This is a genomic window from Acinetobacter sp. ANC 4910 (assembly GCF_004331035.1).
Taxonomy (GTDB): Bacteria; Pseudomonadota; Gammaproteobacteria; order Pseudomonadales; family Moraxellaceae; genus Acinetobacter.
This window is the reverse complement of sequence record NZ_SJNT01000007.1, coordinates 176,688-198,336: the sequence shown is the minus strand read 5'-3', so window position 1 is coordinate 198,336 and position 21,649 is coordinate 176,688. Positions and strand designations below refer to the sequence as shown.

Sequence of the window (21,649 nt, the reverse complement as noted above, 5' to 3'; positions counted from 1 at the left end):
CGTGGCTGGCACTTCAACAGGCAAACCCGCAAGAAGTGCCGACATACGCCCGACATTACGGTTGTCTTCACCGGCTTGGTTGGCACAGCCGTAAATCACGTCATCTACCTGTTTCCAGTCCACGCTTGGATTACGTTGCATTAAGGCTTGAATAGGTACAGCACCCAAGTCATCGGCACGGACTGGGGCGAGTCCACCTGCATAACGACCAAATGGGGTACGGATGGCATCGATGATATAAGCGTTTTTCATATCTGTTCTTCTCTTAATCCTCCCTTAATCCCTCCTTTAAAAAGGAGGGAGACTCACTGCACTTGAAGCTAGAGAAGTCCCCCTTTAGCAAAGGGGGATTTAGGGGGATTCAAATCATTAATTCTGTTGTGTCGCATCCACCAACGGAGCACCCGTCATGGCCTGCAATTCTGCAAAGCTTAGACCGTCGACTTTCTCAATCACTTTTAAGCCTTCCGCAGTGACATCAATCACACACAGGTCGGTATAAATGCGGTCAACACACTTTTGTCCTGTGGCGGGGTAAGTCAGCTCTGCCACAATCTTCGGTTCACCGGTTTTGGTGACATGATCGGTGGTGATAAACACTTTTTTAGCGCCTACCGCCAAATCCATCGCTCCACCTACCGATGGAATTGCATCGGGTGCACCAGTATGCCAGTTGGCCAAGTCACCATTGGCTGCGACTTGAAACGCACCAAGGACTGCAATATCTAAATGCCCACCACGCATCATGGCAAAAGAGTCACCATGATGAAAAAAGGCGCCACCTGGCAACATGGTCACATATTCTTTACCTGCATTGATCAGCTCAGGATCTTCTTCGCCTGCGGCTGGCGGTGGACCAAAAGCCAATAAACCATTTTCAGAATGCAGGAAGATCTCTTTGTCATTCGGTAAGTAGCTGGCAATCTTGGTCGGTAAGCCAATGCCTAAATTGACATAAGCTCCATCGGGAATATCTTGTGCCACACGTTCGGCAATCTGGTTGCGGTTGAGTTTTTGATAGCTCATGATGTTCTCCCGATTACACAGCCACAGGTTCAGGTTGAACCTGTACCACGTGTTGAACAAAAATACCGGCGGGTGATGATGTGTTCTGGGTCTAAAGCACCCAGTTCCACCACTTCAGAAACTTGAGCAATGGTTACATTGGCTGCCATGGCCATAATCGGGCCAAAGTTGCGGGCAGATTTACGGTAGACCAGATTGCCCCAACGATCACCTTGTTGGGCTTTAATCAAAGCGAAGTCAGCTTTGATTGGGTATTCCAGTACATAATCTTTACCGTCGATGTGACGGGTTTCTTTGCCTTCGGCCAATAAGGTCCCAAAGCCTGTTGGGGTAAAGACTGCGCCGAGTCCCATACCTGCGGCTTGAATACGACAGGCCAAATTGCCTTGAGGCACCAGTTCCAGTTCGATTTTGCCTGCACGATAGAGTTCATCGAAGACCCAAGAGTCGGACTGACGTGGGAATGAGCAGATGACTTTTTTCACGGCACCGGCTTTCAACAGTTTCGCCAGACCATAGTCGCCATTGCCTGCGTTGTTGCTGACAATGGTCAGGTCTTTACGTCCAAGCTTGATCAGCCCGTCAATGAGTTCAGCGGGTTGGCCTGCTGTACCAAAACCACCAATCATGATGGTTGAGCCGTCTTGTATCTGGGATAAAACTTCATGAATTGAAGTCGAGGATTTATTGATCATGTAAAGCACCCATACATTGATTTTGGATCTGTTTCTTTCGTGCAAATATCAAATGTCGAAAAGGGGAGTAAGAATTAAAAAATCGTAGCGTTATTTGGAAATTGAATGGAATGAGCCAAGTATTTCCTTAGCTCATTCATGGTTTAACGATTAAAGCGTTATGCTACTGCACGACGACGATCAACTTCAGTCGAAGGAGCAGAAGCAGCTTCTTTAACTAACTCAATATTGAAGGTAATGTGCTTAAAAGGTTTGTCTAGACCACGACGCTGAATTTCAGCAGGGTCAGTCACATCAACTGCTGTAGCCACTAAGCCATCACGAGTTGCAAAAGCAAAGTCATCCCAAAGGTATTTGTCACCTTCAATGTTGAATTGTGTAGTGAGCTTACGGAAACCTGGTGCAGAGACAAAATAATGTACATGTGACGGACGGTTTCCATGACGCCCTAATTTATTCAGTACGGCTTGAGTCGTGCCTTCAGGAGGGCAGCCATAACCTACAGGCATAGTGGTTAAAGCCACATATTGACCTTGTGCATCAGTTAAAATGGTGCGACGTAAATTAAAGTCTGATTGTGATTTATCAAAGAATGAGTAGTTGCCTAAGCTGTTCGCATGCCAAACTTCAACTTTTGCATTTTCAATGATTTGACCGTCTGCATCACGGACAATCCCTTCAATAATTAATGTATCAATTTTGTCCGATTCGCTGCCATCATCCATGCGTGCAAAGCCTACGGTTTCTGGTGCACCAGCTACATATAAAGGACCTTCAATGGTACGTGGTGTACCACCTGTAACACCTGCTTTGGCATCTGCTTCATCGGCACGTAAATCTAGATAATGTTCCAAACCTAAGCCAGCAGCCAATAAGCCCAATTCATTGGCTTGACCTGCATCGGTAAAATATTCCAAGCCTTTCCATACTTCAGAAGGTTGAATATCTAAATCTTCAATAGCTTGGAACAGATCGCCAAGTAAGCGAACAATAATTTGTTGAATGCGTTCATCGACAGGTCCTTGTGCGGTATCGACATTCATTTTTTTTACAAGTGCATCAATTTGTTGACGGTTCATACTATAACTCCTGAAGTATGTAGATTATGGATGGCATTATTATTGGCTATTGATTTAGCTAGTTGGTTTTAATGCCACAGTCCTTGTTATGTTTAAAATACAGATTAATGGTGATTCAGATTCTATGAATCATCCTCTCGGATAGAAGAAGGGTGTCGATTTAAAGGCATCACTTCAATTTTCATAAATGGATAAAGAGGCAAACCTTGTAAAATGTTATGCAACTCTTCATTACTCGCAACATCAAAAATACTAATGTTGGAGTACTGTCCCGTAACACGCCAGATGTGTCGCCATTTTCCAGAACGTTGTAATTCCTGAGAATATGCTTTTTCAATGGCTTTTATTTCATTGACTTTTTCAATGGGCATATCAAGCGGAATATGCACATCCATGCGTACGTGAAATAACATTTACAGCTTCCTTATTCTTACGGCGTAATTGTTCAATTTTGTCTTCGTCAATTTCGATGCCTAAACCTGCACCTGTAGGAAGATGAAGTTCAAAATTTTCATAACGAAGTGGTGTTTTTAAAATTTCTTCGGTTAAAAGTAGTGGGCCAAATAATTCTGTACCAAAAGCTAAAGATTCGAAGGTCGAGAAGGCATGTGCAGAAGCAATACTGCCAATAGGGCCTTCCAACATGGTGCCACCGTACAAATCAATGCCTGCCAGATTAGCAATTTTGGCAACTTCACAGGCTTCGAGTAGACCACCTGATTGTTCAATCTTGACAGCAAATACATCTGCACCATGACTTTTGGCAATACGATAAGCACTGTCAGGGCCTGTAAGGGCTTCGTCTGCCATAATCGCAACGTCAAAACGCTGAGTTAAACGCGCTAAAGCATCCGTATTTTGAATAGCACACGGTTGTTCAATGAGGTCGATACCACCATCTTGAAGTTGCTGAATCCCACGAATACATTCCAGTTCTGACCAAGCACGATTGACGTCTACACGCACACTGATATCCGCACCCAAGGCTTTTTTAATTGCAATTACATGATCAACATCTTGCTGTAAAGGACGTGCACCGATTTTGAGTTTGAACGTGTTATGACGTTTCAGCTCAATCATTGTTTTCGCTTCAGCAATATCTTTTTCAGTATCACCCGAAGCCAGTGTCCACAGTACAGGTAAACTTTCGCGTAAACGTCCACCGAGTAGTTCGCTAATAGGTAAGCCTAAACGTTTAGCTTGAATATCCAGCAGCGCAGTTTGAATGGCACACTTGGCAAATCTATTGCCATTAATATTTTTACGGATCAGTTTTAAGGTTTGTGCAACATTTAACGCTTTCACTGAAGCCAGTAATGGTGCAAAGTAAGTATCAATATTGGCTTTAACACTTTCAGGGCTTTCTTCACCATAGTTTAGCCCACCAATGGTGGTAGCTTCGCCCCAACCGACAAAACCATCCGTAGTTGTTATTTTTACCAGTACCAATGTTTGAATACGCATCGTTGTCACAGACAGTTGATGCGGGCGGATTGTCGGAATATCCACGAGTATGGTTTCTATGCTTTTATACATGAAGTTTCAACTGTTTCGAACTTGTTTGTATACCATAGAAGAATGTAATCGCCTAAAATAGATATGAAGTGGTATTTTAAAATACTAAAAAGGTATGTTGATGGAATTAAGACATTTACGATATTTTGTGACCGTAGTTGAGGAACAAAGTATTACCAAAGCTGCGGAAAAGCTGTTTATTGCTCAACCACCATTGACTCGCCAAATTAAAAAATTAGAAGAAGAGTTAGGGATCGATCTTTTTGAAAAAGGTTCTCGGCCCTTAAAGGCGACGGAAGCAGGTTTATATTTTTATCAGCATGCGGTGCAGATTTTAACGCATGCGGCGCAAGCCACCACAATGATCAAGAAAATTAACGCAGTGAATACTAGTGTAAAAATTGGTTATGTGAGTTCGTTGTTATATGGGTTATTGCCACAGATTATTTATTTATTTCGCCAAAAAAATCCAGAGATTCAAGTCGAGTTGATTGAATGTAGTACCAAAGATCAGGTCGAAGCATTAAAACTAGGTAAAATCGACATTGGTTTTGGTCGCTTGCCAATTAGTGATCCTGCCATTAAAAGACTGTTGCTACGCAAAGAAAGATTAAAACTGGCGATTTTTAAAAAGCATCCTTTAAATGCTTATCAGGAAAAAGGAGTTTATTTATCACAAATTGTGAATGAAACCATTTTTTCCTATCCCAACACGCCGAAACCGAATTTTTCAACCACCATACAAGCGATGTTTACCCAATTGGGTTTAATTCCGACCAAGTGGACGGAAGTGCGTGAAATTCACATGGCTTTGGGTTTGGTTGCCTCAGGCGAGGGTATTTGCTTAATTCCAGAAAGTGCATGCGATATTGGCATGAAGAATGTGGAATATTTGGATATTTTAGATTTAGAGGCTTATAGTCCAATCTCATTGTCGATGCGTAACATGGACCAAAGTGCGTATATTCCCAAAATTTTAGAATGTATTGAAGAAATTTATCGGACTGAGAACATTTCTAAAAACTTAAATTGATCAGATGCCGTTGACATTTTCTACAAGCAAAAAGATGCCTCATTCTGGCGGAGGCATCTAGATTAAAAAGTATAGTTTTAAAACTTCTTCATATAATTCATGAAAATACGGTCTTCAGCAAAGTCATTACCATATTTCACATTATAATCAATGTGAATATATTGAAAGCCGAGCCCTTTGAGATAAGGCTGTTGAAAAGCGTAATTGAGGACATAATTGGCTTCGGTTTCTTGATTATCTTCTCCTGTGGATGATTTGAAATCATGACCATAAACCCATTTCACCGCAGTGCTTAGCCCCGGTACAAAGTCCTTAAAATCATAGCTATAAATTAAGTGATATGATTTTTCATCTTGTTTGGCAAAGCCTGTGACGTTCCAGTTAATAAAATAGGTTTCAGGTAAATAACCATCTAATAATGGATAGGCAGAATCGCCAATAATTTGCTGATAGCCTAAGCCAAAAGAATGATTACTCACTTTTAAGGTTTCTAGCAGACCAATGTTTTTCGCATCAATAGTGAACGTATCCTCATGGTCTTTGGAATTAAAATATTTCAGTTTTGAATTAAGCGAGAAATTCGCTTGTTTCCATGTGTGATCTAAACTTGCATAGTGCGTGTTATATAAATCTTCCAGATTGCCAAAATAATATTCACCCTTTAACGTTGGGGTAATTTGATAACGCAGGTCAATATAGTTCAATCCATCTGAATAGTGTGTGACACCTTTAGAGGTATAGGAAAATTTACGAAACTCTTCTTCATTACGTGGCGAGACTTTTTCGATGCGACCAATTTCAGTTTGGAATTGATCGGTAATTTGCGAGCGAAGATTGGTTCCCCAATAAGAGGTTAATAACTGGCGACTGGTATCCACCGAAGTCACAGGCAGATCCAACCAGAGTTCACCCGTTCTTAATAAGGAATTACCATAACCGAGTTTTAAAGTTGTGCCATATTTTAAAAAATCTGATGCTTGTGATTGCTCAACTTTATCAAAAGGAAGAATGGAATCGGAAACATGCTTGTCTGAACTTAAACGCACGGCATATTGCACAGAAGCATCAGCACCAATTGTGATGGGTTGATCGGCAATATTTAAGGGCGTATCCAGCATTTTAGATTTATAGAATAAAGAGGCTGCTTGCGACCAACTGCCCGTATCTTTGACACCAGCGTTATCAAAATCACGGTCAATATATGCATTTCTCAGGGTAAATTTCCACTCATCTGCTGGTGCTGTTGTAGATTCAGCTGCGTGAATAGCTGTTATTGCAAATCCATTGAATATGAGTAATGTGGCTAGGGCGAGTTTTTGTTGTTTGAAATGCGGTGAGCGTTGCATATTATTTCCAAAGGTTGAAGGCTTATATCGGGCATTAACTTATTGATATTTTGACGATGTCTACCCAAACCACTATTTGGGGAAAGACATCAGAATGCAGAGATTAAAATGGCAATTAATGTAATTTTTCGCGTTGCATGCTGTCGTTGAAAAATTTGCAGCCTTTAAGCAAGAGAATGAAAGCAAACACACACGATGCGCCACCAATAATTGACAATGAAGACCCCACCATGATTGGGTTGCCAAAGTATTTGTCAGTCAAAATTGCAACTAAAGTGGTGCCAATACCTAAACCAATCAGGTTACTGACCAATAAGAAAATGGCAGACAGACGAGCACGAAATTGATTAGGAGCCAACATTTGTAAAGCGGTTGCAGAAATCACCAGAGGGAAGGAGGCAAAGAACATGGCTGGAATAAGTAACGCTACCGAAATCTGTAAATTCTGCACTTGGGTGAAAAGAGAGATCGGGAGAATTAAACCAATAATACCAATCACACCTGTGAGCATCGGTGCATTTTGTCTGCCTTTTTTAATGAACCAGTCATTCAGCCATCCTGCACAAAAAACACCTAAGGTATTGGCAACTAACATAATGGAACCGAGCATATAACCAGTTTCAGTCGGAGAAAGCGAAAAGCTACGAATGTAAAAAGCAGGCGTCCAACTGGTCAGGCTATATAAAGCCATGGCATAAAAGGTGAAACCTAAATAATGACAAGTAATGGTTTTGCCATGTTTACGCATAAATTGTAAACATTGCTTAAATTCACCTTTTTCGACATGCCCATAAGCATTCAAGCGCTGACCTTTACGTTCAGGGTCTCGTACGGTCAAAATAAACAGCAAACCAATGAAAATACCGGGTAAACCCACCACCAGAAAGGCAACTTGCCAAGCCTTCATGGCGCCTAATAAGGGAACTTGAATTAAAGTTGCACCTTTAAGCAGTTTAATGACATAGCCACCGACCAAAAAGGCAATACCACCACCTAAGAATGCGCCGACTGAGTAAATTCCCACAGCCCGCCCTAATTTGTCTTTGCTAAACATGTCACTAAACATGGAGTAAGCTGCTGGAGACAAGGCTGCTTCACCAATCCCCACGCCCATACGGCATAAAAATAATTGAAGAAAGTTTTTACTCATGCCACAGGCTGCTGTTGCAAGACTCCAGATAATAATGCCAATAGAGATGAGTTTGGGGCGTGAAAAACGGTCAGCAATATAGGCTAAGGGTAAGCCCATAAAGGCGTAAAACAAGGAAAAAGCGAGACCATGTAATAAACTAAATTGAGTATCAGTTAAATGCAAATCGGCTTTAATTGGCTCAATCATGAGCGCCAAGATTTGTCTGTCAATAAAAGAGAAGATATAGGCCAACATACAGAGTATGACCACATACCATGAATACAGATGAGTTTTTTTATGCTCCGCTTTTTCTACGTAGACATCTACATTGTCCATTGATTTGTCCTTTTGTATTTAGCTTGCTCGGTTTGAAAGTTCTGAATAATGTTTGCTTGCGCTAAACGAATGGATTTAGTGCGGATTAGATTCAGAGGCTTAACTTTTGTATTTGATCAATAATATTTATAGAAAAATAATTAAAATTCAGTCAGCCGTTCGGCGATTGAGATGTTGATCATTGCAAGATTATTTTCTTTTTATATGTAAAATTCCATTACTTTTTGGGTATTTAAAAATACTCTATGGGTATTTTATTTACATTTTCATGCTAAAAACAAATTTTAGATCAAAGGCTTATTTTAGATTTTTAGGCAGGGGTTTACAGAGGAGAGAACAGTAAACAGCAGATGAATCATTACTCATCCGCTGTTGAGTACAATGGAAAAGGAAGACTTAGCTAGAGGGCATCAATTCAAATAGTTTTTTTAGTTGTTGGTTCAGATGATGAAGTTCATCTTCAGAAAAAGCATTCAGAATGCCTGCCAAAGTAACGGCACTGATTTGGTTAATCTGTTCGACAAGGGTTAAGCCTTTGTCCGTCAGCTTTACCATGGAAATACGTTCATCTGTCGCGGAAGAAAAAACTTCAACAATGCCATCTTCTACTAAACGATACACCGCTTTGGTTGCAGTAGTGAGTTTGAGTGTAGAAAGATTGGCAATATCAGTAATACTGGCTTCACCTAAAGCATTGGTACTCAGAATAATTTTACGACGCGTATTGTCTATTCCTAATTTTTTAATAGATTTTTCAATAAGTTGAGAATATTTTCCATTGACTTGGGAAATCCAGAAAAAAGGGAAATTTTTAAGACTTTCTGGTTCATTGTTAGGTAAAAATTGTTCTAAATGGTTCAGCATGGCTAAGCAGGGACTTAGTAAAAATTGATAAATCTATTATAAACAAAATTTTGCAGCTTGCCTTAAATGACTCTTGTAAAAATTACTTGACAATTATATTTAAATTTCTCATATTTATATTAAGTTATAAAAATACATGGAAAAGTGAATGAATATTATTGCACAATCACTTTCGCGAGGACATGGCGAACTTAAAGTCATGATCAAGGATACGATTGATATTCAAGGCTTTAAAACAGTTGCAGGCAGTAAAGCTTACTTAAATACCCAACCTGCGGAACACAATGCGGAAGTGGTGGACAATATTTTGAAAGGGAATTGTCAAATCACAGCCAAAACCAATTTACATGAATTGGCATTTGGCATTACGGGAATTAATCATGCTTTTGGAACACCTATTAATCCTAAATATCCTGAATTGATTCCGGGCGGATCTTCGAGTGGTTCGGCTGCGGCAGTGGCGGCAAAACTGGCAGATTTTTCTTTAGGAACCGATACGGGAGGTTCTATTCGTATGCCCGCTGCATGCTGTGGAGTTTATGGCTTAAAACCGACTTTTGGGCGTGTCAGTCGTCAAGGGGTACATCCAGCAGCAAGCAGTTTGGATTGTGTCGGTCCTTTTGCAAACTCAGTCGAAATGCTTGAAGTTGCTATGCAGATTATTGAGCCAAGTTTTCAGCCTGCTGCAAAGCTGCAACAGCCACCCAAGTTGGCTTATTTAAATGTAGCTGCGAGTGATGAGGTATGGTGTTGTATTAAGCAATTCTTCACACAGCATCAGCTCGATTTACCGCGTGAAACCATCGATTCGTTTGATGCCGCTTATGATGCAGGCATGCAGATGATCAATTATGAAAATTGGCAGGCTTATGGTGAATTAACTCAGACCGATTTAATTGGTGCTGATGTAAAGCAACGCCTATTAAAAGCAGCGGATACTAGCCTAGAGCAGGTGAAACAGGCAGAACAGGTCAAATTACAATTCACCCAAACCTTAAATATTTTATTGAATCAATATGATGCTTTAGTTTTGCCGACATTGCCGCAAATTCCACCCAAAGTAAAAGATGCCGAAAATACAGTCGCCTTCCTAAATTTAACCCGTTTGGTTCGTCCTTTTAATTTGTCTGGACACCCTGCCATTTCAATTCCATTACAGACAGAAGATGGCTTCCCTGTAGGGCTACAGTTGATTGCTGGGCATCAGCAAGACGAAAAATTATGCGCGATTGCAAAATATCTTTCGCACTAAAAAAATATATTACAAGGAGTTAGGTAATGAATGAATTATCTAAAATGGAGTTTGTAGCACCAGAAAAAGCCGTTGATCTTGACGCTTTATGTCAAGAAATTCGAGCAAGAGCCTGTACAGGTGAGTTCGATAATCAAGCCTTTGTAAGTCAGGACATAATTGAAAAACTCAAGCAATTGGGGGTTTACCGCGCGCTTGTACCAAAACGCTTTGGTGGTGATGCTGTTTCACCACGTGAGTTTTGCGAACTGATTGAAACCTTGTCTAAGGCGGATGGTTCGGTAGGTTGGGTGGCAAGTTTTGGGATGAGCCCAGCCTATTTAGGCAGTCTGCCAGAAACAACGCTTGAAGAGCTGTACAAAAATGGCCCTGATGTGGTTTTCGCAGGGGGTATTTTCCCACCACAACCTGCGGAAATTACCGATGAAGGCGTTCGAGTCAGTGGACGTTGGAAGTTTTCTAGTGGCTGCATGGGTGCAGACATTATAGGTGTTGGTATTGCACCTTTAAAAAATAATGAAATGCAGGGTTTACCGCGCATGGCTGTGATGCCTGCCCATAAAGCCAAAATTGAAATGACATGGGACACAGTGGGTTTAAAAGGCACAGGCAGTCATGACTTGGTTGTGGAAGATGTACTGGTCGAAAAGCACTGGACATTTGTACGGGGTGAACCATCCAAACTGCCAGAACCCTTCTTTAAATATCCGTCACTTTCCCTAGCGACCCAAGTTTTAACTGTTGTTGGGATTGGTGTGGCAGCAGCAGCTTTAGAAGAATTTCAAATTTTAGCGCCGGGCAAAGCATCAATTACAGGTGGTGCAGAAATTGCGAATCGTCCTGTGACGCAATATGAATTTGCCCAAGCAGATGCAGAATTTCAGGCAGCCAAAGCATGGTTTTATCAGACCATGGATAGCGTTTGGCACGAAGTTGTTGCAGGGCGTGTAGCAACCACACAACAGATTAGTGATATGCGTTTAGCTTGTACCCATGCTGCTCGGGTTTGCGCCAAAGTCACGCGCAAAATGCAAATGTTAGCAGGCATGACCGCCATTTATACCAACAACCCATTTAGCCGTTTTGTAAATGACACCAATGTTGTCACACAGCACGCTTTTATGGGGGATGCCACATTACAAAATGCGGGTTCAATTCGTTTTGGCTTAAAGCCAAGCCCAGGATATTTATAAATTTAAACTTGAGAGAAGGAAATCAAAATGGACGCTAAAAAAACTTTACGTGTGTTGTTCTGCATGGGTATCAATCAGAATTTTTTTGATGCAGAACCTGCCGAAGCAAAAGCGGTTTGGGCTGCATTTGGTGAGATGTGGAACGCAATTCATGACCTGCCGGGCGTACATGTTTTTGGCAATCTCGATGATGACCAAAGTATGGTTGGCCCTAGTACAGGTTGGCCATGGACGACCTATCTATTGGCAGATGTACCTGATATTGAAACTGTACATGCGGCGTGTAATTTGTTCAGAACCACGGTTGTAGGTGAAGGGCCTTACAAACTTTGGAAATACTGCAAAGTCGAAGCACGTGTTGGACGTGAATTGATTATTCAACGTTAAGGTGCAAGGACATGGATGACAAAGTGAATTTGGCAAAAATCCTCTCACGTTTAGAACAGTTGGAAGCGCATAACGCCATCCGCAACTGTCTCAATCGCTATATGGAAATTTGTGATGAGTTAAATCCAAAGACCAATTTAGATGAGCTGATGGGGCTTTTTGATGCGGAGTGTATTTGGGAAGGGATAGGGGAAAAGTATGCCAAAGCTTTTGGGCGATATGATTCTTGGCAAGCCATCTACAACATGTTCAAAAGCTATACCGAAACAGAATCTCACTTTGTCATGAATGCTCACTTTGTCAGTTCGGAGCAAATTGAAGTACAGCAACAGTATGCCACGGCAACTTGGCTGATGTTGCAAACCTCCACTTTCCGCGATGGACGCAGTCATTTAAATAGCGCCAAGCTGAACGTGAAATTTGCACAACAGACGGATGGTAGTTGGAAGATCAAGCATTTTCAAACCCAGAATATTTTTAGTCGACCAGTGACAAATTGGCACAGTGACGCTGAATTACCTGTCCCGACCCAGAATTAAATTACCAATTTATCAAAGGATTATTGAAATGAATGGAATTATCTCAACACTGAATATTGGTGTGGATTATGAAGCATTGGTGCAAAGTGATCGTGCACATACGTCTTTATACAAAGATGAGCGTATCTTTGATGAGGAAATGCAGAAGATTTTCTATAGCACATGGGTTTGGGTAGCACATGCCAGTGAAATTCCAGAATCTGGCAGCTATAAAACCATCAATATTGGCAAACAACCTGTCGTAGTCGTTCGTGACCGCAAGAAAAAAGTGCATGTATTGCTTAACCGCTGTCGCCATCGCGCTGCGACAGTCTGTGAACATAAAAAAGGCAAAACCAATAGTTTTGTTTGTCCATACCACGGCTGGAGTTATGCCTTAGATGGCACACTGCGCGGCGTTCCTTCCCCAGAAAGTTATGGTGAATGTTTAGATAAATCTGAATTGCCATTGGTCAGCCTGCGTGTTGAAGAATATAACGGCATGATTTTCGCGTCATTTAATCATGAGGTTGAACCTTTAGAACAATTTCTTGGACCTGCGAAAAAGTGGATTGATTTGTTCATGAAACAAGGTGCGGGTTATCCAATTAAAGTTTTAGGCGAACATCGTTTTACCTTCCCAGGGAACTGGAAAATCCAGCTTGAAAACACCACTGATGCTTATCATTTTCCATTGGTACACAAGTCTTTCTTAAGTTCAGTCGATGAAAAAACAGAAGAATTATTTAACTTTGAAAATCAACCCGGTTTTGTTGAAGACTTAGGCAATGGTCACAGCGTGATGGTAATGATTCCAGAACTGGTCGATTTAGACGAAGAATTAATGGAACGTCCAATTCAGGAACGCTTTGAAGATTTAGCGCAAGCCTTGCGTGATGAAGGTCATGCGGAACTGGAAGTGCGTCGTATTGTACGTGCGGTAGGCGGTTCTGGTTTTAACTTAAACCTGTTCCCGAATATCGCTTGTTCAATGGCGTTTTTCCGCGTCATGCAGCCGATTTCAGTTGATAAAACAGAAATTCATCACTCTGTGATTACCATGAATGGCGGCCCACAAATTGCGAATCAATACCGTCTACGTTTGCATGAGCATTTCCAAGGCCCATTTGGGTTTGGTACGCCCGATGATGCTGAAGCATGGGAACGTGTGCAAAAAGGGGCAGCCGCGGGCGAAAACCTCTGGATTATGTTGAACCGTGGTTTAGCGGGTGAAGTAAAAACTGAAGATGGTTTGAAAAGTGATGTGAGTGCTGAAACAGGGATGCGCTCGGCCTATCAACAGTGGAAAAAGTTGATGACGGCTTAAGGGGAATAACATGAAAATTGATTTAAATTTACTCAATGAAGTCACAGCGTTTATTTGGGCAGAAGCCGATATGTTGGACCATGCTGAACATGCAGCTTGGTTAAATCTTTGGAATGAAAAAGGGGTGTATATCATTCCAATTGATCCGACGCTTACCGATTATGAAAACAACCTGAACTATGCCTATGACGATCATCACATGCGTAAAATGCGTGTAGCGCGTTTGGAAAATGGTGAAGCGATTTCAACTTCACCCAAGGCAAATACGGTTCGAAGCATTTCACGTGTCCGGATTTTAAAAGATGAAGAAGGTGAAATTGTTTTACGTTGCGCGCAAAACTTACGTGAATTCCGTAAAGAAAACCTTAAACACTACACAGCAGATGTGACTTACCATTTAAACCGTGATGCCGAAGCGGGTTTAAAAATTAATCGTAAAATCATTAATTTAATTAATTCTACCGATACCTTGTCAGGTATTAGCTACATTCTATAGGAGCATCGGCATGCAACAGGTTGTATTAGTGACAGGTGCTGCTTCAGGTTTGGGCAATGTCATTGCGGAATATTTTGCTAGCCAAGGTCATCAGGTGATTTTATCTGCCAGTACTTTGGAAAAGGCGGAAAAAGCCAAAGCAGAAAGTCAGTTTCCCGAGCAAATGTTTCCAGTGAAACTGGATATTTCAGTTGAAGCAGACTTTCATGCCGTGGTGCAGTGGATCGAACAAAAATTTGCAAAACTTGATGTGTTGATTAATAACGCGACGGTCACTAAGGCAACCCCAGTTTTGGAGATTACGGCTGCTGATTTTGACTGGATTACCCAAGTTAATCAGCGCGGTACATTCCAGTCTTGCCAAATTATTGGTCAGTATATGGCGAAAAAAGGCTATGGGCGCATTATTAATATGGCGTCTTTGGCAGGGCAAAATGGTGGTACGGCAACAGGTGCACATTATGCAGCGAGCAAAGGTGCCATTGTGACCTTAACCAAAATCTTTGCCAAAGAATTTGCTGCAAAAGGTGTCACTGTCAATGCAGTTGCTCCGGGTCCAATGGAATCCCCAATTGTGCATAGCGTGGTGTCGGACGAAAAAATGGAACAGTTTATCCAGAATATTCCTGTTAAAGCATTAGGCAGTATGTCGTTTATTGCTGAAACTTGCGCTTTGTTGGCAAGTCCAAATGCTGGGTTCGTCACAGGTGCAACTTGGGATATTAATGGTGGTTTATTCATGCGCTAAGCCTTATGCCAAGCAAGTGAAAAGGAGAACACAAAAATGACTACACTTTATGATGTTGTCGTAAAAAACCGCCATGTAGAAGGTGGCAATATTGCAGTCATGGAATTTGAGTCTGCCAATGCCGAAGTATTACCTAAAATTGAAGCAGGTGCCCATATTGATGTGCACTTACCGAATGGTATGGTTCGTCAATACTCGCTTTGCCAAAATCCAAATCAGGCTGGCAAGTTCAGATTAGGCATTTTAAGAGATGTAGAATCACGTGGTGGTTCGATTTCAGCTTTTGATGATTTAAAAGATGGAATGCATATTCAGGTGAGTGCACCCAAAAATTTATTTCCATTGTACCCAGCCAAACATACGGTGTTGATCGGTGGAGGCATTGGCATTACACCGCTCATCACCATGGCATATCAATTAGCACATGAGGGTGCATCTTTTGAGCTGCATTATTGTGGTGCGAGCGAAGACCGTTGTGCCTTTGTCAATGAAATTAAAAATGGCGAACTAGCACCATTCACCACCTTTCACTTTAAATCTGAAGGAGCGAGCCATCGCCAGTTTTTTGAAGCTGCGATTCAGCATATTGATTTAACAAGCCATATTTATACCTGTGGTCCTGTGGGTTTTATGGACTGGGTGATTAATCTCGCCACGACTCACAATTTCCCACAAGCACAGATTCATAAAGAATATTTCCAAGTTGAAACGGATACTTCGGGTGGCTCTTTTGAAGTGGTCGCTGAACGAAGCGGAAAAATCATCATGGTCGATGCAGGCGAAACCATTTTACAGGCACTAGCCAAACAAGGCATCAACATTGAAATGTCTTGTGAGCAAGGGGTCTGTGGCACCTGTATGTGCGATGTGATTGAAGGCGAACCCGATCATCGTGATGTGTATTTTACCGATGAAGAAAAAGCCAGTAATGAACAAATTTTGGTCTGCTGCTCTCGTTCCAAATCATCCCGTTTAGTTTTAGATATTTAAGCCTTTTCCTTGTGATATGGAAATTAAGGAGAAAAAGATGAATGTAATACAAAAAGTACAACCGTTAAGCATAGATCCTTTGCAATTCCGACGCGCATTAGGCAATTTCGCAACGGGTGTAACCATTGTCACAGCGCAAAATGAGCAGGGTGAAAAGGTCGGAGTCACTGCCAATAGCTTTAATTCAGTATCACTCGATCCACCGTTGATTTTATGGAGCATTGATAAAAAATCATCTAGTTTTTCTGTGTTTGAGCAAGCAACACATTTTGCTGTCAATATTTTGTCAGGTTCGCAAATTGAACTGTCCAACAAGTTTTCACGCCGCAATATTGATAAGTTTGAAGGAACCAATTATCAGGAAGGTGAAGGTGCGAGTTTATTATTAGAAAACTGTTCTGCCATATTTGAATGTGAACGCCATCAAGTGATTGAAGGGGGTGATCATTGGATTATGATTGGTAAAGTGGTGAAATTTCATGATCAAGGGCGCAGTCCTTTGGTCTATCACCAAGGTGCATATTCATGTGTGATGCCACATCCAAGTTTAAAGCTAAAACACAGTGAACCAACGCTTTCTGAAATTCCACAACAAGGGCATTTATATAACAACGTCTGTTATTTAATGAGCCGCGCCTTTAAAGCCTATCAAACGGATTATATTCCAAAGCAATTGGCTTCGGGTTTTCGTACCAGTGAATCTCGATTGCTGTTAGTGCTTGCTAGCGGAACTGCTTCGAGCAAAGAAGATTTACCACGGGATATTGCTATGCCAATGCAAGAAGTAGAACGCGCAGCGGAAATTTTAAAACGTGAAGGGCTACTTTCAGACCACGAGAACTTGTATCAATTGACAGAAAAGGGCAAACAAACAGCACAATATTTGTTTGAAATCGCCGATAGCCATCAAAATGGAGTGTTTGAAAAATATCCTCAACAGGAAAAAGAAGCGTTCATTAGCATGTTACGTGACTTTGCTGGAGTAGCTTAAGCAAAAATGTACTGATAAATCTTCGGGTTTATCAGTTTTATTTGATCTGAGTATTGATGCTTAAGCCCGAATATATGTTTATCAGAGATGTATTTGTTGATGTGACAAAAAAGAGCCAAGGATAATCTTGGCTCTTTCTGTGCGTTATTCACTAGAAATTACCATGAAGAATACGCAATTTCGGTTTTAAAATTAGGTTCGTGCAGTATTACTTTGTAAGAACTTTTCACTATACAAACGATAATCTTGTAAGGATTGTTCATCAAGCCAACTTTTAACGGCTTCAATCATTGGTGGCGGACCACATAAATACATATCGAATGCTTGTTCAGCCAGTTGTGCTTTATTCAAATGTTCATGAATATAACCCGCTTTGCCTTGCCACTCATCTGATGCCTTGGTCACAATCGGGTGATAACTAAAGTTCGAAAATCGTTCAGTATATCTGTGTAAACGCTGTTGCTCACATAAATCTGACTCTGAATTCACCCCATAATAAAGTTGAATTGGTGGGGGATTGGGTTGTTCAACCAAATTGTCGAGCATCCCTAAAAATGCGGATAATCCTGTACCTCCTGCAATAAAGACTAATGGGCGTTCTACTTCACGCAAATAGAAGCTGCCTAAAGGTGCTTCAATCAACAGGGTCTGACCTATTTGACAACGCTCACGTAAGTAATTGCTCATTACGCCATCGGGTAATAGTCGAATTAAAAATTGTAATTGGTTTGTGGCATTTGGGCGATTGGCAAAGGAATAAGAGCGCCAGTCATCCGTGTCTGGAATTTGCAAACGTGCATATTGCCCAGCTAAGAATTGTAGTTGAGAGCTAAAGCTACTGGCGTCCAAATGCAAAATGGCGGTAGTCTCTGAAACCAATTCAACGGCAGTGACTGTTGTTGCGATTTTTAAAGTTTCACCCGCATTACAGATGCTTGAAGCATGATCAAAATAAAACGCGGCATCAGACTTTACCCGAGTTTGGCAAGCCAACATTTTTCGTTCTGCCAAGTCACGTTCACTTAAGGCATCTTCATCGACATAATCTTGTGCATAGATACCCGTTTCACATTTGCCTTGGCAGGTTCCACACACGCCTTCACGGCAATCGAGTGGTAAATTAATCCCTTGTCGAACTGCTGCATCAAGCAGCAATTCATTTTGATTCACAGAGATGAAAAAGGTTTTACCATCGGCAAAATTTAAAGCAACTGAATGTCCCATTTCTATGCTCCTTAAACGTGGTAGAAGTCTAAAACAGAATCAATTTTGTCATTCAGCAAAATGCTGTGCTGACGACGAATCTTGAAGCTTTGCTCTGTTTGGCGGAGTAGATAAGTCGCATGACCATAGAAGGAACCTTCCAAACCTTGGCGGTTATATAGGGTATGCCAAGCCACTTTGGCTTCAACCAAACCATCTTCACGGGTTTGTACCTGCACATTGTTAATGCTGTGAAAGGTGCGAGGTAAAGGGCTTGCCGATGCAGCTTTACCTGTACGAATGCGAAATACACGGTCTTCTAAACCTGAACGATCGGCATAGTAAATATAGGACAAGCCTTGATTCGGATCTTGCACATAATTGTGGTCATCAATCCACTGCGGAATATGGTATTCACTGTCCTCATCATAAAGATCAAGATAGGCGTCCCAGTCATATTTATCGCAAAGTTCTGATTTTTTATACAAAAATTGAGAAACTGCAAATTGTAGTTGTTGTGACATGGTTACACCTCATCCGCTACGTTTTGATTTTGAAAAGTGATGTCGAACATTTTTAATGACTTTTTCTTGAAGCCATCTAGCATTAGGCGTTGCCAGTGACCGTGTTGATTGACATAGAGACCTTCATGGGTAAATTCACGCCCTGTGATAACAGGTTCAATGCCCAAATCAATTGAGTTTTTGCTTGGGCCATATTCCCAAGCTTGATAACCACGTGAAATGTCACTCCAACGTTCTAGTCGGGCTTGAAAACCTTTTTGTTGTTCACGGAATTCGACCAAGTCATCAGGGGTGCCTAAGCCTGAAACATTAAAGAAATCTTCAAATTGACGGATACGATTACGACGCGCTTCAACTGATTCACCTTTCACACCAATACATTGGCTGATGACCTCAGTTTTGTTCCAAGCCACAGGGCGGACAATCCGTAATTGCGAGCTAATTTGATCCATAAAGAATAAGCTAGGGTACAGGTTCAAATTTCTTAAACGATGCATTGCCCATTCAGCATATTTTTGACCATATTTCTCGACCATATAAGGCATAACGGTTTCATACCCAGGACGTACCGTTGGATTTGGCATATCACTGAATAAAACACTATGTCCATTTTTAAAGCTAAACCAACCATCATCGGTTTCAGCGTCACCTGCGCCTAATTTGCTGTAATCGAGCGTATCTAGTTCAGCCCCTTTGGCAGCATTTACTTGCTGGCGATGTTGTACCGTAGAAACGTAGTTATAATGCACAGTACTGACATGATAGCCATCTAAGCCATTTTCATTTTGTAATTTCCAGTTCCCCGCAAAAGTATAGGCTGATTTGCCTTGCAGGACTTCAAGTTCTCCAGTTGGGGATTGATTCACCATTAAATCAAGGAAAATTTTGGCATCGCCCAAAAAGTCTTCTAAGGTATCTGTGGCTTGCGTGTCTAGGCTAACAAACACAAAACCTCGATAGCTCGCAATACGTCCTTGTTTAAGCCCACGGCTTGATTTATCAAAATCTTCACAGTATTCACTTGGTGCTTTGACTTTGACCAAACGACCATCCGATTTATAGCACCATGCATGGAACGGGCAGGTAAACGTCGATTGATTGCCTTTTGCAACACGAGTCAGTGTTGCACCACGGTGTTCGCAGGCATTGACCATGGCATGTAACTCGCCGTTGCCATCACGGCTGACAATAATGGGCTGACGTCCAATTTGAACGGTCAAAAAGTCGTGTTTGTTGGGAATTTCACTTTCATGGCAGGCATAAATCCAGACTTTTTCAAAAATGAATTCCATTTCCAGATCGAACAGTTCTGGTTGGGTAAACATATCCCTTGCGACGCGAAACACACCATCTTGAGGGCGGAAATCGATGCATCCATCCACCAAGTCATTCCATTGTTGTAAATTTGATGAGGTCATGTGCTCAATCCTTTAGTCAATCAGCTTTAGCTTGATTGAAACGCGATTAAGCACTTGTCTCTATCCACTTTTTCCAGATGTTTATCCAGTCTGTGCTGCTTTTATTTTAAGGCGCTTAGATGCGAGATTTGATGAGGAGATAGGTATTGAAAGAGCCAGCTTTAACGTGCTGGCATTATTTGTGTAAGTTGCTGCATCATAATATTTACATATTTATGCACATCATCTTTAAAAATCATATATTGAAGCGCTAAACCATAACTCAAAGAGATAATTTCTAGAAGCTTGTGTTCATGCTGAGTTGACTCTGCCGCAGAAAAATTTGGAATGAGTTGTTGTAAAACTTCTGAAACTTGCGCCTGATGATTCTGCCAAACTTGCTGATATTCATTGGAAAATAATTCGTCACGTGCCGCATATAATTGCAATTCAATTGAAATTTTCAACCATTCATCATTCTGGAAAAAATCGATTAACCACTGTTCGAGTGCTGCCATTAAATCAGACTGCGTCAAATGTGTCTGAGTAATAATTTTCTGTAATTGCAGATTTTCTTGTTCAAATTGAATTTTCATTAAGGTCAGTAAAAAATCTTCTTTGTGCTCAAAATTTGAGTAAAAAGCACCTTGAGTATAGCCTGCCTTTTTTGAAATATTTCGAATAGATACAGCGGTATAGCCTTGTTCAGAAATAAGGTGAAAGCCTGCCTCAATTAACTGATTTCTAGTTTGAATTTGTTTTTCATCACGGGAAATTTTGGTTGCTGTCATGGGTCAGTTTAAATTTTAGATATCACTTGATATCTTAAACGGTAAGCGCTATTTTGGCTAGGCATATTTCAAATATCAAGTGATATCTGAGTGTGAATTTGTTTAAACCTAGAGAAATATATGAGTACGCAACGCAAAAGAAAAATAGTGGTCATCAATGCCCATCCATCGTCGACCAGTTTTAATCAAGCTTTGATGCAAGCCTATATTGAAGCTGTACCATCTGACTTACAGGTTGAAGTGATTGAAATTGGCAAATTAAATTTTGATTCCAATCTAAAATATGGCTATGAGCAAAGAATGGAGCTTGAACCCGATTTACAAGCAGCTTGGAATAAAATAATGAGTGCGGATCATTTGGTCTGGATTTTCCCAGTGTGGTGGGGCGGTTTACCTGCTGTAGCTAAAGGGTTTATTGATCGTTTATTTCTTCCGGGCAAAGCCTTTAGTTATTTTGAAAACAGCGACCGTATTCGTGGGCATTTAAAACGTAAAACGGCCAGAATTATTACCACCTTAGATCAGGCGGGTTGGACTTATAAATGGTATTTTGGTGAACCGAGCACGCGGCAGCTTAAAGATACGACATTAAAATTTTGTGGTGTAGGATCAGTAAAGACACATTATGTAGGTTCTATACGGGGTTCTAGTTTAGCGCAACGTCAAATCTGGCTGGGATTAATGAAGGAACTGGCTCAACGTGATTATGCCAACTTGATAAAAAAATCAGATCAAGGAATGGTGCAACGGCTTCGGCTTTATTTTAGCAATTGATGGCATTAAAAGAGGGGGAGAAAAGCATCTTA

General features: G+C 41.1%; 22 protein-coding genes and 2 pseudogenes. 11 read left to right on the top strand and 13 right to left on the bottom strand.

The features are described from left to right. The 6 genes and pseudogenes from E0H82_RS09995 to E0H82_RS09970 all read right to left on the bottom strand — a co-directional run. A pseudogene (locus E0H82_RS09995) lies at positions 1 to 252 on the bottom strand (acetyl-CoA C-acyltransferase); the annotation flags it as partial. A gap of 117 nt (positions 253 to 369) precedes the next feature. Beyond that, positions 370 to 1,026 carry a 3-oxoacid CoA-transferase subunit B gene (locus tag E0H82_RS09990; RefSeq protein ID WP_131264493.1) on the bottom strand — a complete coding sequence of 219 codons (657 nt, stop codon included), beginning with the start codon at positions 1,024 to 1,026 and terminating at the stop codon, positions 370 to 372. Between the two features lie 13 nt (positions 1,027 to 1,039). Next, positions 1,040 to 1,721, bottom strand: a pseudogene (locus E0H82_RS09985) (3-oxoacid CoA-transferase subunit A). Positions 1,722 to 1,879: 158 nt separating this feature from the next. Next, a complete protein-coding gene (gene catA / locus E0H82_RS09980) occupies positions 1,880 to 2,800 on the bottom strand; it encodes a catechol 1,2-dioxygenase (protein ID WP_131264492.1) in 921 nt (306 codons plus the stop codon). 122 nt (positions 2,801 to 2,922) lie between these two features. Further along, a complete protein-coding gene (catC, locus tag E0H82_RS09975) occupies positions 2,923 to 3,213 on the bottom strand; it encodes a muconolactone Delta-isomerase (protein WP_131264491.1) in 291 nt (96 codons plus the stop codon). Further along, a complete protein-coding gene (locus E0H82_RS09970; protein WP_131264490.1) occupies positions 3,173 to 4,336 on the bottom strand; it encodes a muconate/chloromuconate family cycloisomerase in 1,164 nt (387 codons plus the stop codon). Before E0H82_RS09970 ends, catC begins: the two co-directional genes overlap by 41 nt. 100 nt (positions 4,337 to 4,436) lie before the next feature. Here E0H82_RS09970 and E0H82_RS09965 point away from each other — a divergent pair, with 100 nt between their 5' ends. After that, positions 4,437 to 5,348, top strand: coding sequence for a LysR family transcriptional regulator (locus E0H82_RS09965; RefSeq protein WP_131264489.1), 912 nt, complete (start codon positions 4,437 to 4,439; stop codon positions 5,346 to 5,348). A 77-nt stretch (positions 5,349 to 5,425) separates the two neighbouring features. On the opposite strand, the gene E0H82_RS09960 is transcribed toward E0H82_RS09965, so the two are convergent. The 3 genes from E0H82_RS09960 to E0H82_RS09950 all read right to left on the bottom strand — a co-directional run bounded on the left by E0H82_RS09960 (position 5,426) and on the right by E0H82_RS09950 (position 9,026). Further along, entirely contained in the window at positions 5,426 to 6,694 is a 1,269-nt protein-coding gene (locus E0H82_RS09960) for an OprD family outer membrane porin (protein ID WP_131264488.1), read from the bottom strand. 115 nt (positions 6,695 to 6,809) lie between these two features. Beyond that, positions 6,810 to 8,162, bottom strand: coding sequence for a spinster family MFS transporter (locus E0H82_RS09955; RefSeq protein WP_131264487.1), 1,353 nt, complete (start codon positions 8,160 to 8,162; stop codon positions 6,810 to 6,812). Positions 8,163 to 8,558: 396 nt separating this feature from the next. Beyond that, complete coding sequence (locus E0H82_RS09950; RefSeq protein ID WP_131264486.1) at positions 8,559 to 9,026, bottom strand: MarR family winged helix-turn-helix transcriptional regulator; 468 nt, start codon at positions 9,024 to 9,026, stop codon at positions 8,559 to 8,561. A gap of 148 nt (positions 9,027 to 9,174) precedes the next feature. Between E0H82_RS09950 and E0H82_RS09945 the strand changes: the two genes are divergently transcribed. From E0H82_RS09945 to E0H82_RS09905, 9 genes are read left to right on the top strand one after another with little or no spacing between them, the layout of a single operon-like run. Beyond that, the gene (locus E0H82_RS09945; RefSeq protein WP_131264485.1) at positions 9,175 to 10,278 is read left to right on the top strand and encodes an amidase; all 1,104 of its coding nucleotides are present in this window, start codon (positions 9,175 to 9,177) and stop codon (positions 10,276 to 10,278) included. Positions 10,279 to 10,322: 44 nt separating this feature from the next. After that, positions 10,323 to 11,471 carry an acyl-CoA dehydrogenase family protein gene (locus E0H82_RS09940; protein WP_131264500.1) on the top strand — a complete coding sequence of 383 codons (1,149 nt, stop codon included), beginning with the start codon at positions 10,323 to 10,325 and terminating at the stop codon, positions 11,469 to 11,471. 27 nt (positions 11,472 to 11,498) lie between these two features. Further along, positions 11,499 to 11,858 (top strand): hypothetical protein, encoded by a 360-nt coding sequence (locus tag E0H82_RS09935; RefSeq protein WP_016166452.1) that lies wholly within the window; start codon positions 11,499 to 11,501, stop codon positions 11,856 to 11,858. 11 nt (positions 11,859 to 11,869) lie between these two features. Continuing rightward, positions 11,870 to 12,397, top strand: a complete 528-nt coding sequence (locus tag E0H82_RS09930; protein WP_131264484.1) for a nuclear transport factor 2 family protein — start codon at positions 11,870 to 11,872, stop codon at positions 12,395 to 12,397. A 28-nt stretch (positions 12,398 to 12,425) separates the two neighbouring features. Continuing rightward, complete coding sequence (locus E0H82_RS09925) at positions 12,426 to 13,703, top strand: aromatic ring-hydroxylating oxygenase subunit alpha (RefSeq protein WP_131264483.1); 1,278 nt, start codon at positions 12,426 to 12,428, stop codon at positions 13,701 to 13,703. Between the two features lie 10 nt (positions 13,704 to 13,713). Beyond that, positions 13,714 to 14,199, top strand: coding sequence for an aromatic-ring-hydroxylating dioxygenase subunit beta (locus E0H82_RS09920; RefSeq protein ID WP_131264482.1), 486 nt, complete (start codon positions 13,714 to 13,716; stop codon positions 14,197 to 14,199). 10 nt (positions 14,200 to 14,209) lie between these two features. After that, on the top strand, positions 14,210 to 14,947 hold the full coding sequence (locus tag E0H82_RS09915; RefSeq protein ID WP_131264481.1) for an SDR family NAD(P)-dependent oxidoreductase: 738 nt from the start codon (positions 14,210 to 14,212) through the stop codon (positions 14,945 to 14,947). Between the two features lie 36 nt (positions 14,948 to 14,983). After that, positions 14,984 to 15,937: a PDR/VanB family oxidoreductase gene (locus E0H82_RS09910; RefSeq protein WP_131264480.1), complete on the top strand. Its 954-nt coding sequence runs from the start codon at positions 14,984 to 14,986 to the stop codon at positions 15,935 to 15,937. Positions 15,938 to 15,974: 37 nt separating this feature from the next. Beyond that, positions 15,975 to 16,928, top strand: coding sequence for a p-hydroxyphenylacetate 3-hydroxylase reductase component (locus E0H82_RS09905; protein WP_016166446.1), 954 nt, complete (start codon positions 15,975 to 15,977; stop codon positions 16,926 to 16,928). Positions 16,929 to 17,120: 192 nt separating this feature from the next. Here the strand turns inward: E0H82_RS09905 and antC are convergent, their stop codons facing one another. The 4 genes from antC to E0H82_RS09885 all read right to left on the bottom strand — a co-directional run bounded on the left by antC (position 17,121) and on the right by E0H82_RS09885 (position 20,843). Continuing rightward, entirely contained in the window at positions 17,121 to 18,158 is a 1,038-nt protein-coding gene (gene antC / locus E0H82_RS09900) for an anthranilate 1,2-dioxygenase electron transfer component AntC (RefSeq protein WP_171458282.1), read from the bottom strand. A 5-nt stretch (positions 18,159 to 18,163) separates the two neighbouring features. Further along, positions 18,164 to 18,655: an anthranilate 1,2-dioxygenase small subunit gene (antB, locus tag E0H82_RS09895; RefSeq protein WP_116759607.1), complete on the bottom strand. Its 492-nt coding sequence runs from the start codon at positions 18,653 to 18,655 to the stop codon at positions 18,164 to 18,166. A gap of 2 nt (positions 18,656 to 18,657) precedes the next feature. Then, positions 18,658 to 20,073: an anthranilate 1,2-dioxygenase large subunit gene (antA, locus tag E0H82_RS09890; RefSeq protein WP_131264478.1), complete on the bottom strand. Its 1,416-nt coding sequence runs from the start codon at positions 20,071 to 20,073 to the stop codon at positions 18,658 to 18,660. 161 nt (positions 20,074 to 20,234) lie between these two features. Further along, positions 20,235 to 20,843 carry a TetR/AcrR family transcriptional regulator gene (locus E0H82_RS09885; RefSeq protein ID WP_131264477.1) on the bottom strand — a complete coding sequence of 203 codons (609 nt, stop codon included), beginning with the start codon at positions 20,841 to 20,843 and terminating at the stop codon, positions 20,235 to 20,237. Between the two features lie 120 nt (positions 20,844 to 20,963). Between E0H82_RS09885 and E0H82_RS09880 the strand changes: the two genes are divergently transcribed. Next, positions 20,964 to 21,617, top strand: a complete 654-nt coding sequence (locus E0H82_RS09880) for an NAD(P)H-dependent oxidoreductase (RefSeq protein ID WP_131264476.1) — start codon at positions 20,964 to 20,966, stop codon at positions 21,615 to 21,617. The last annotated feature ends 32 nt before the right edge of the window (positions 21,618 to 21,649 follow it).

What these genes read in the sequence shown, in the direction of transcription:
- E0H82_RS09925 (WP_131264483.1), top strand. Translation starts at nt 12,426, where the DNA reads ATGAATGGAATTATCTCAACACTGAATATTGGTGTGGATTATGAAGCA.
- E0H82_RS09930 (WP_131264484.1), top strand. Translation starts at nt 11,870, where the DNA reads ATGGATGACAAAGTGAATTTGGCAAAAATCCTCTCACGTTTAGAACAG.
- E0H82_RS09945 (WP_131264485.1), top strand. Translation starts at nt 9,175, where the DNA reads ATGAATATTATTGCACAATCACTTTCGCGAGGACATGGCGAACTTAAA.
- E0H82_RS09920 (WP_131264482.1), top strand. Translation starts at nt 13,714, where the DNA reads ATGAAAATTGATTTAAATTTACTCAATGAAGTCACAGCGTTTATTTGG.
- E0H82_RS09955 (WP_131264487.1), bottom strand. Translation starts at nt 8,162, where the DNA reads ATGGACAATGTAGATGTCTACGTAGAAAAAGCGGAGCATAAAAAAACT.
- E0H82_RS09960 (WP_131264488.1), bottom strand. Translation starts at nt 6,694, where the DNA reads ATGCAACGCTCACCGCATTTCAAACAACAAAAACTCGCCCTAGCCACA.
- E0H82_RS09905 (WP_016166446.1), top strand. Translation starts at nt 15,975, where the DNA reads ATGAATGTAATACAAAAAGTACAACCGTTAAGCATAGATCCTTTGCAA.
- E0H82_RS09940 (WP_131264500.1), top strand. Translation starts at nt 10,323, where the DNA reads ATGGAGTTTGTAGCACCAGAAAAAGCCGTTGATCTTGACGCTTTATGT.
- E0H82_RS09990 (WP_131264493.1), bottom strand. Translation starts at nt 1,026, where the DNA reads ATGAGCTATCAAAAACTCAACCGCAACCAGATTGCCGAACGTGTGGCA.
- E0H82_RS09950 (WP_131264486.1), bottom strand. Translation starts at nt 9,026, where the DNA reads ATGCTGAACCATTTAGAACAATTTTTACCTAACAATGAACCAGAAAGT.
- E0H82_RS09970 (WP_131264490.1), bottom strand. Translation starts at nt 4,336, where the DNA reads ATGTATAAAAGCATAGAAACCATACTCGTGGATATTCCGACAATCCGC.
- E0H82_RS09885 (WP_131264477.1), bottom strand. Translation starts at nt 20,843, where the DNA reads ATGACAGCAACCAAAATTTCCCGTGATGAAAAACAAATTCAAACTAGA.
- catA (WP_131264492.1), bottom strand. Translation starts at nt 2,800, where the DNA reads ATGAACCGTCAACAAATTGATGCACTTGTAAAAAAAATGAATGTCGAT.
- E0H82_RS09935 (WP_016166452.1), top strand. Translation starts at nt 11,499, where the DNA reads ATGGACGCTAAAAAAACTTTACGTGTGTTGTTCTGCATGGGTATCAAT.
- E0H82_RS09880 (WP_131264476.1), top strand. Translation starts at nt 20,964, where the DNA reads ATGAGTACGCAACGCAAAAGAAAAATAGTGGTCATCAATGCCCATCCA.
- antA (WP_131264478.1), bottom strand. Translation starts at nt 20,073, where the DNA reads ATGACCTCATCAAATTTACAACAATGGAATGACTTGGTGGATGGATGC.
- E0H82_RS09965 (WP_131264489.1), top strand. Translation starts at nt 4,437, where the DNA reads ATGGAATTAAGACATTTACGATATTTTGTGACCGTAGTTGAGGAACAA.
- E0H82_RS09915 (WP_131264481.1), top strand. Translation starts at nt 14,210, where the DNA reads ATGCAACAGGTTGTATTAGTGACAGGTGCTGCTTCAGGTTTGGGCAAT.
- E0H82_RS09910 (WP_131264480.1), top strand. Translation starts at nt 14,984, where the DNA reads ATGACTACACTTTATGATGTTGTCGTAAAAAACCGCCATGTAGAAGGT.
- catC (WP_131264491.1), bottom strand. Translation starts at nt 3,213, where the DNA reads ATGTTATTTCACGTACGCATGGATGTGCATATTCCGCTTGATATGCCC.
- antB (WP_116759607.1), bottom strand. Translation starts at nt 18,655, where the DNA reads ATGTCACAACAACTACAATTTGCAGTTTCTCAATTTTTGTATAAAAAA.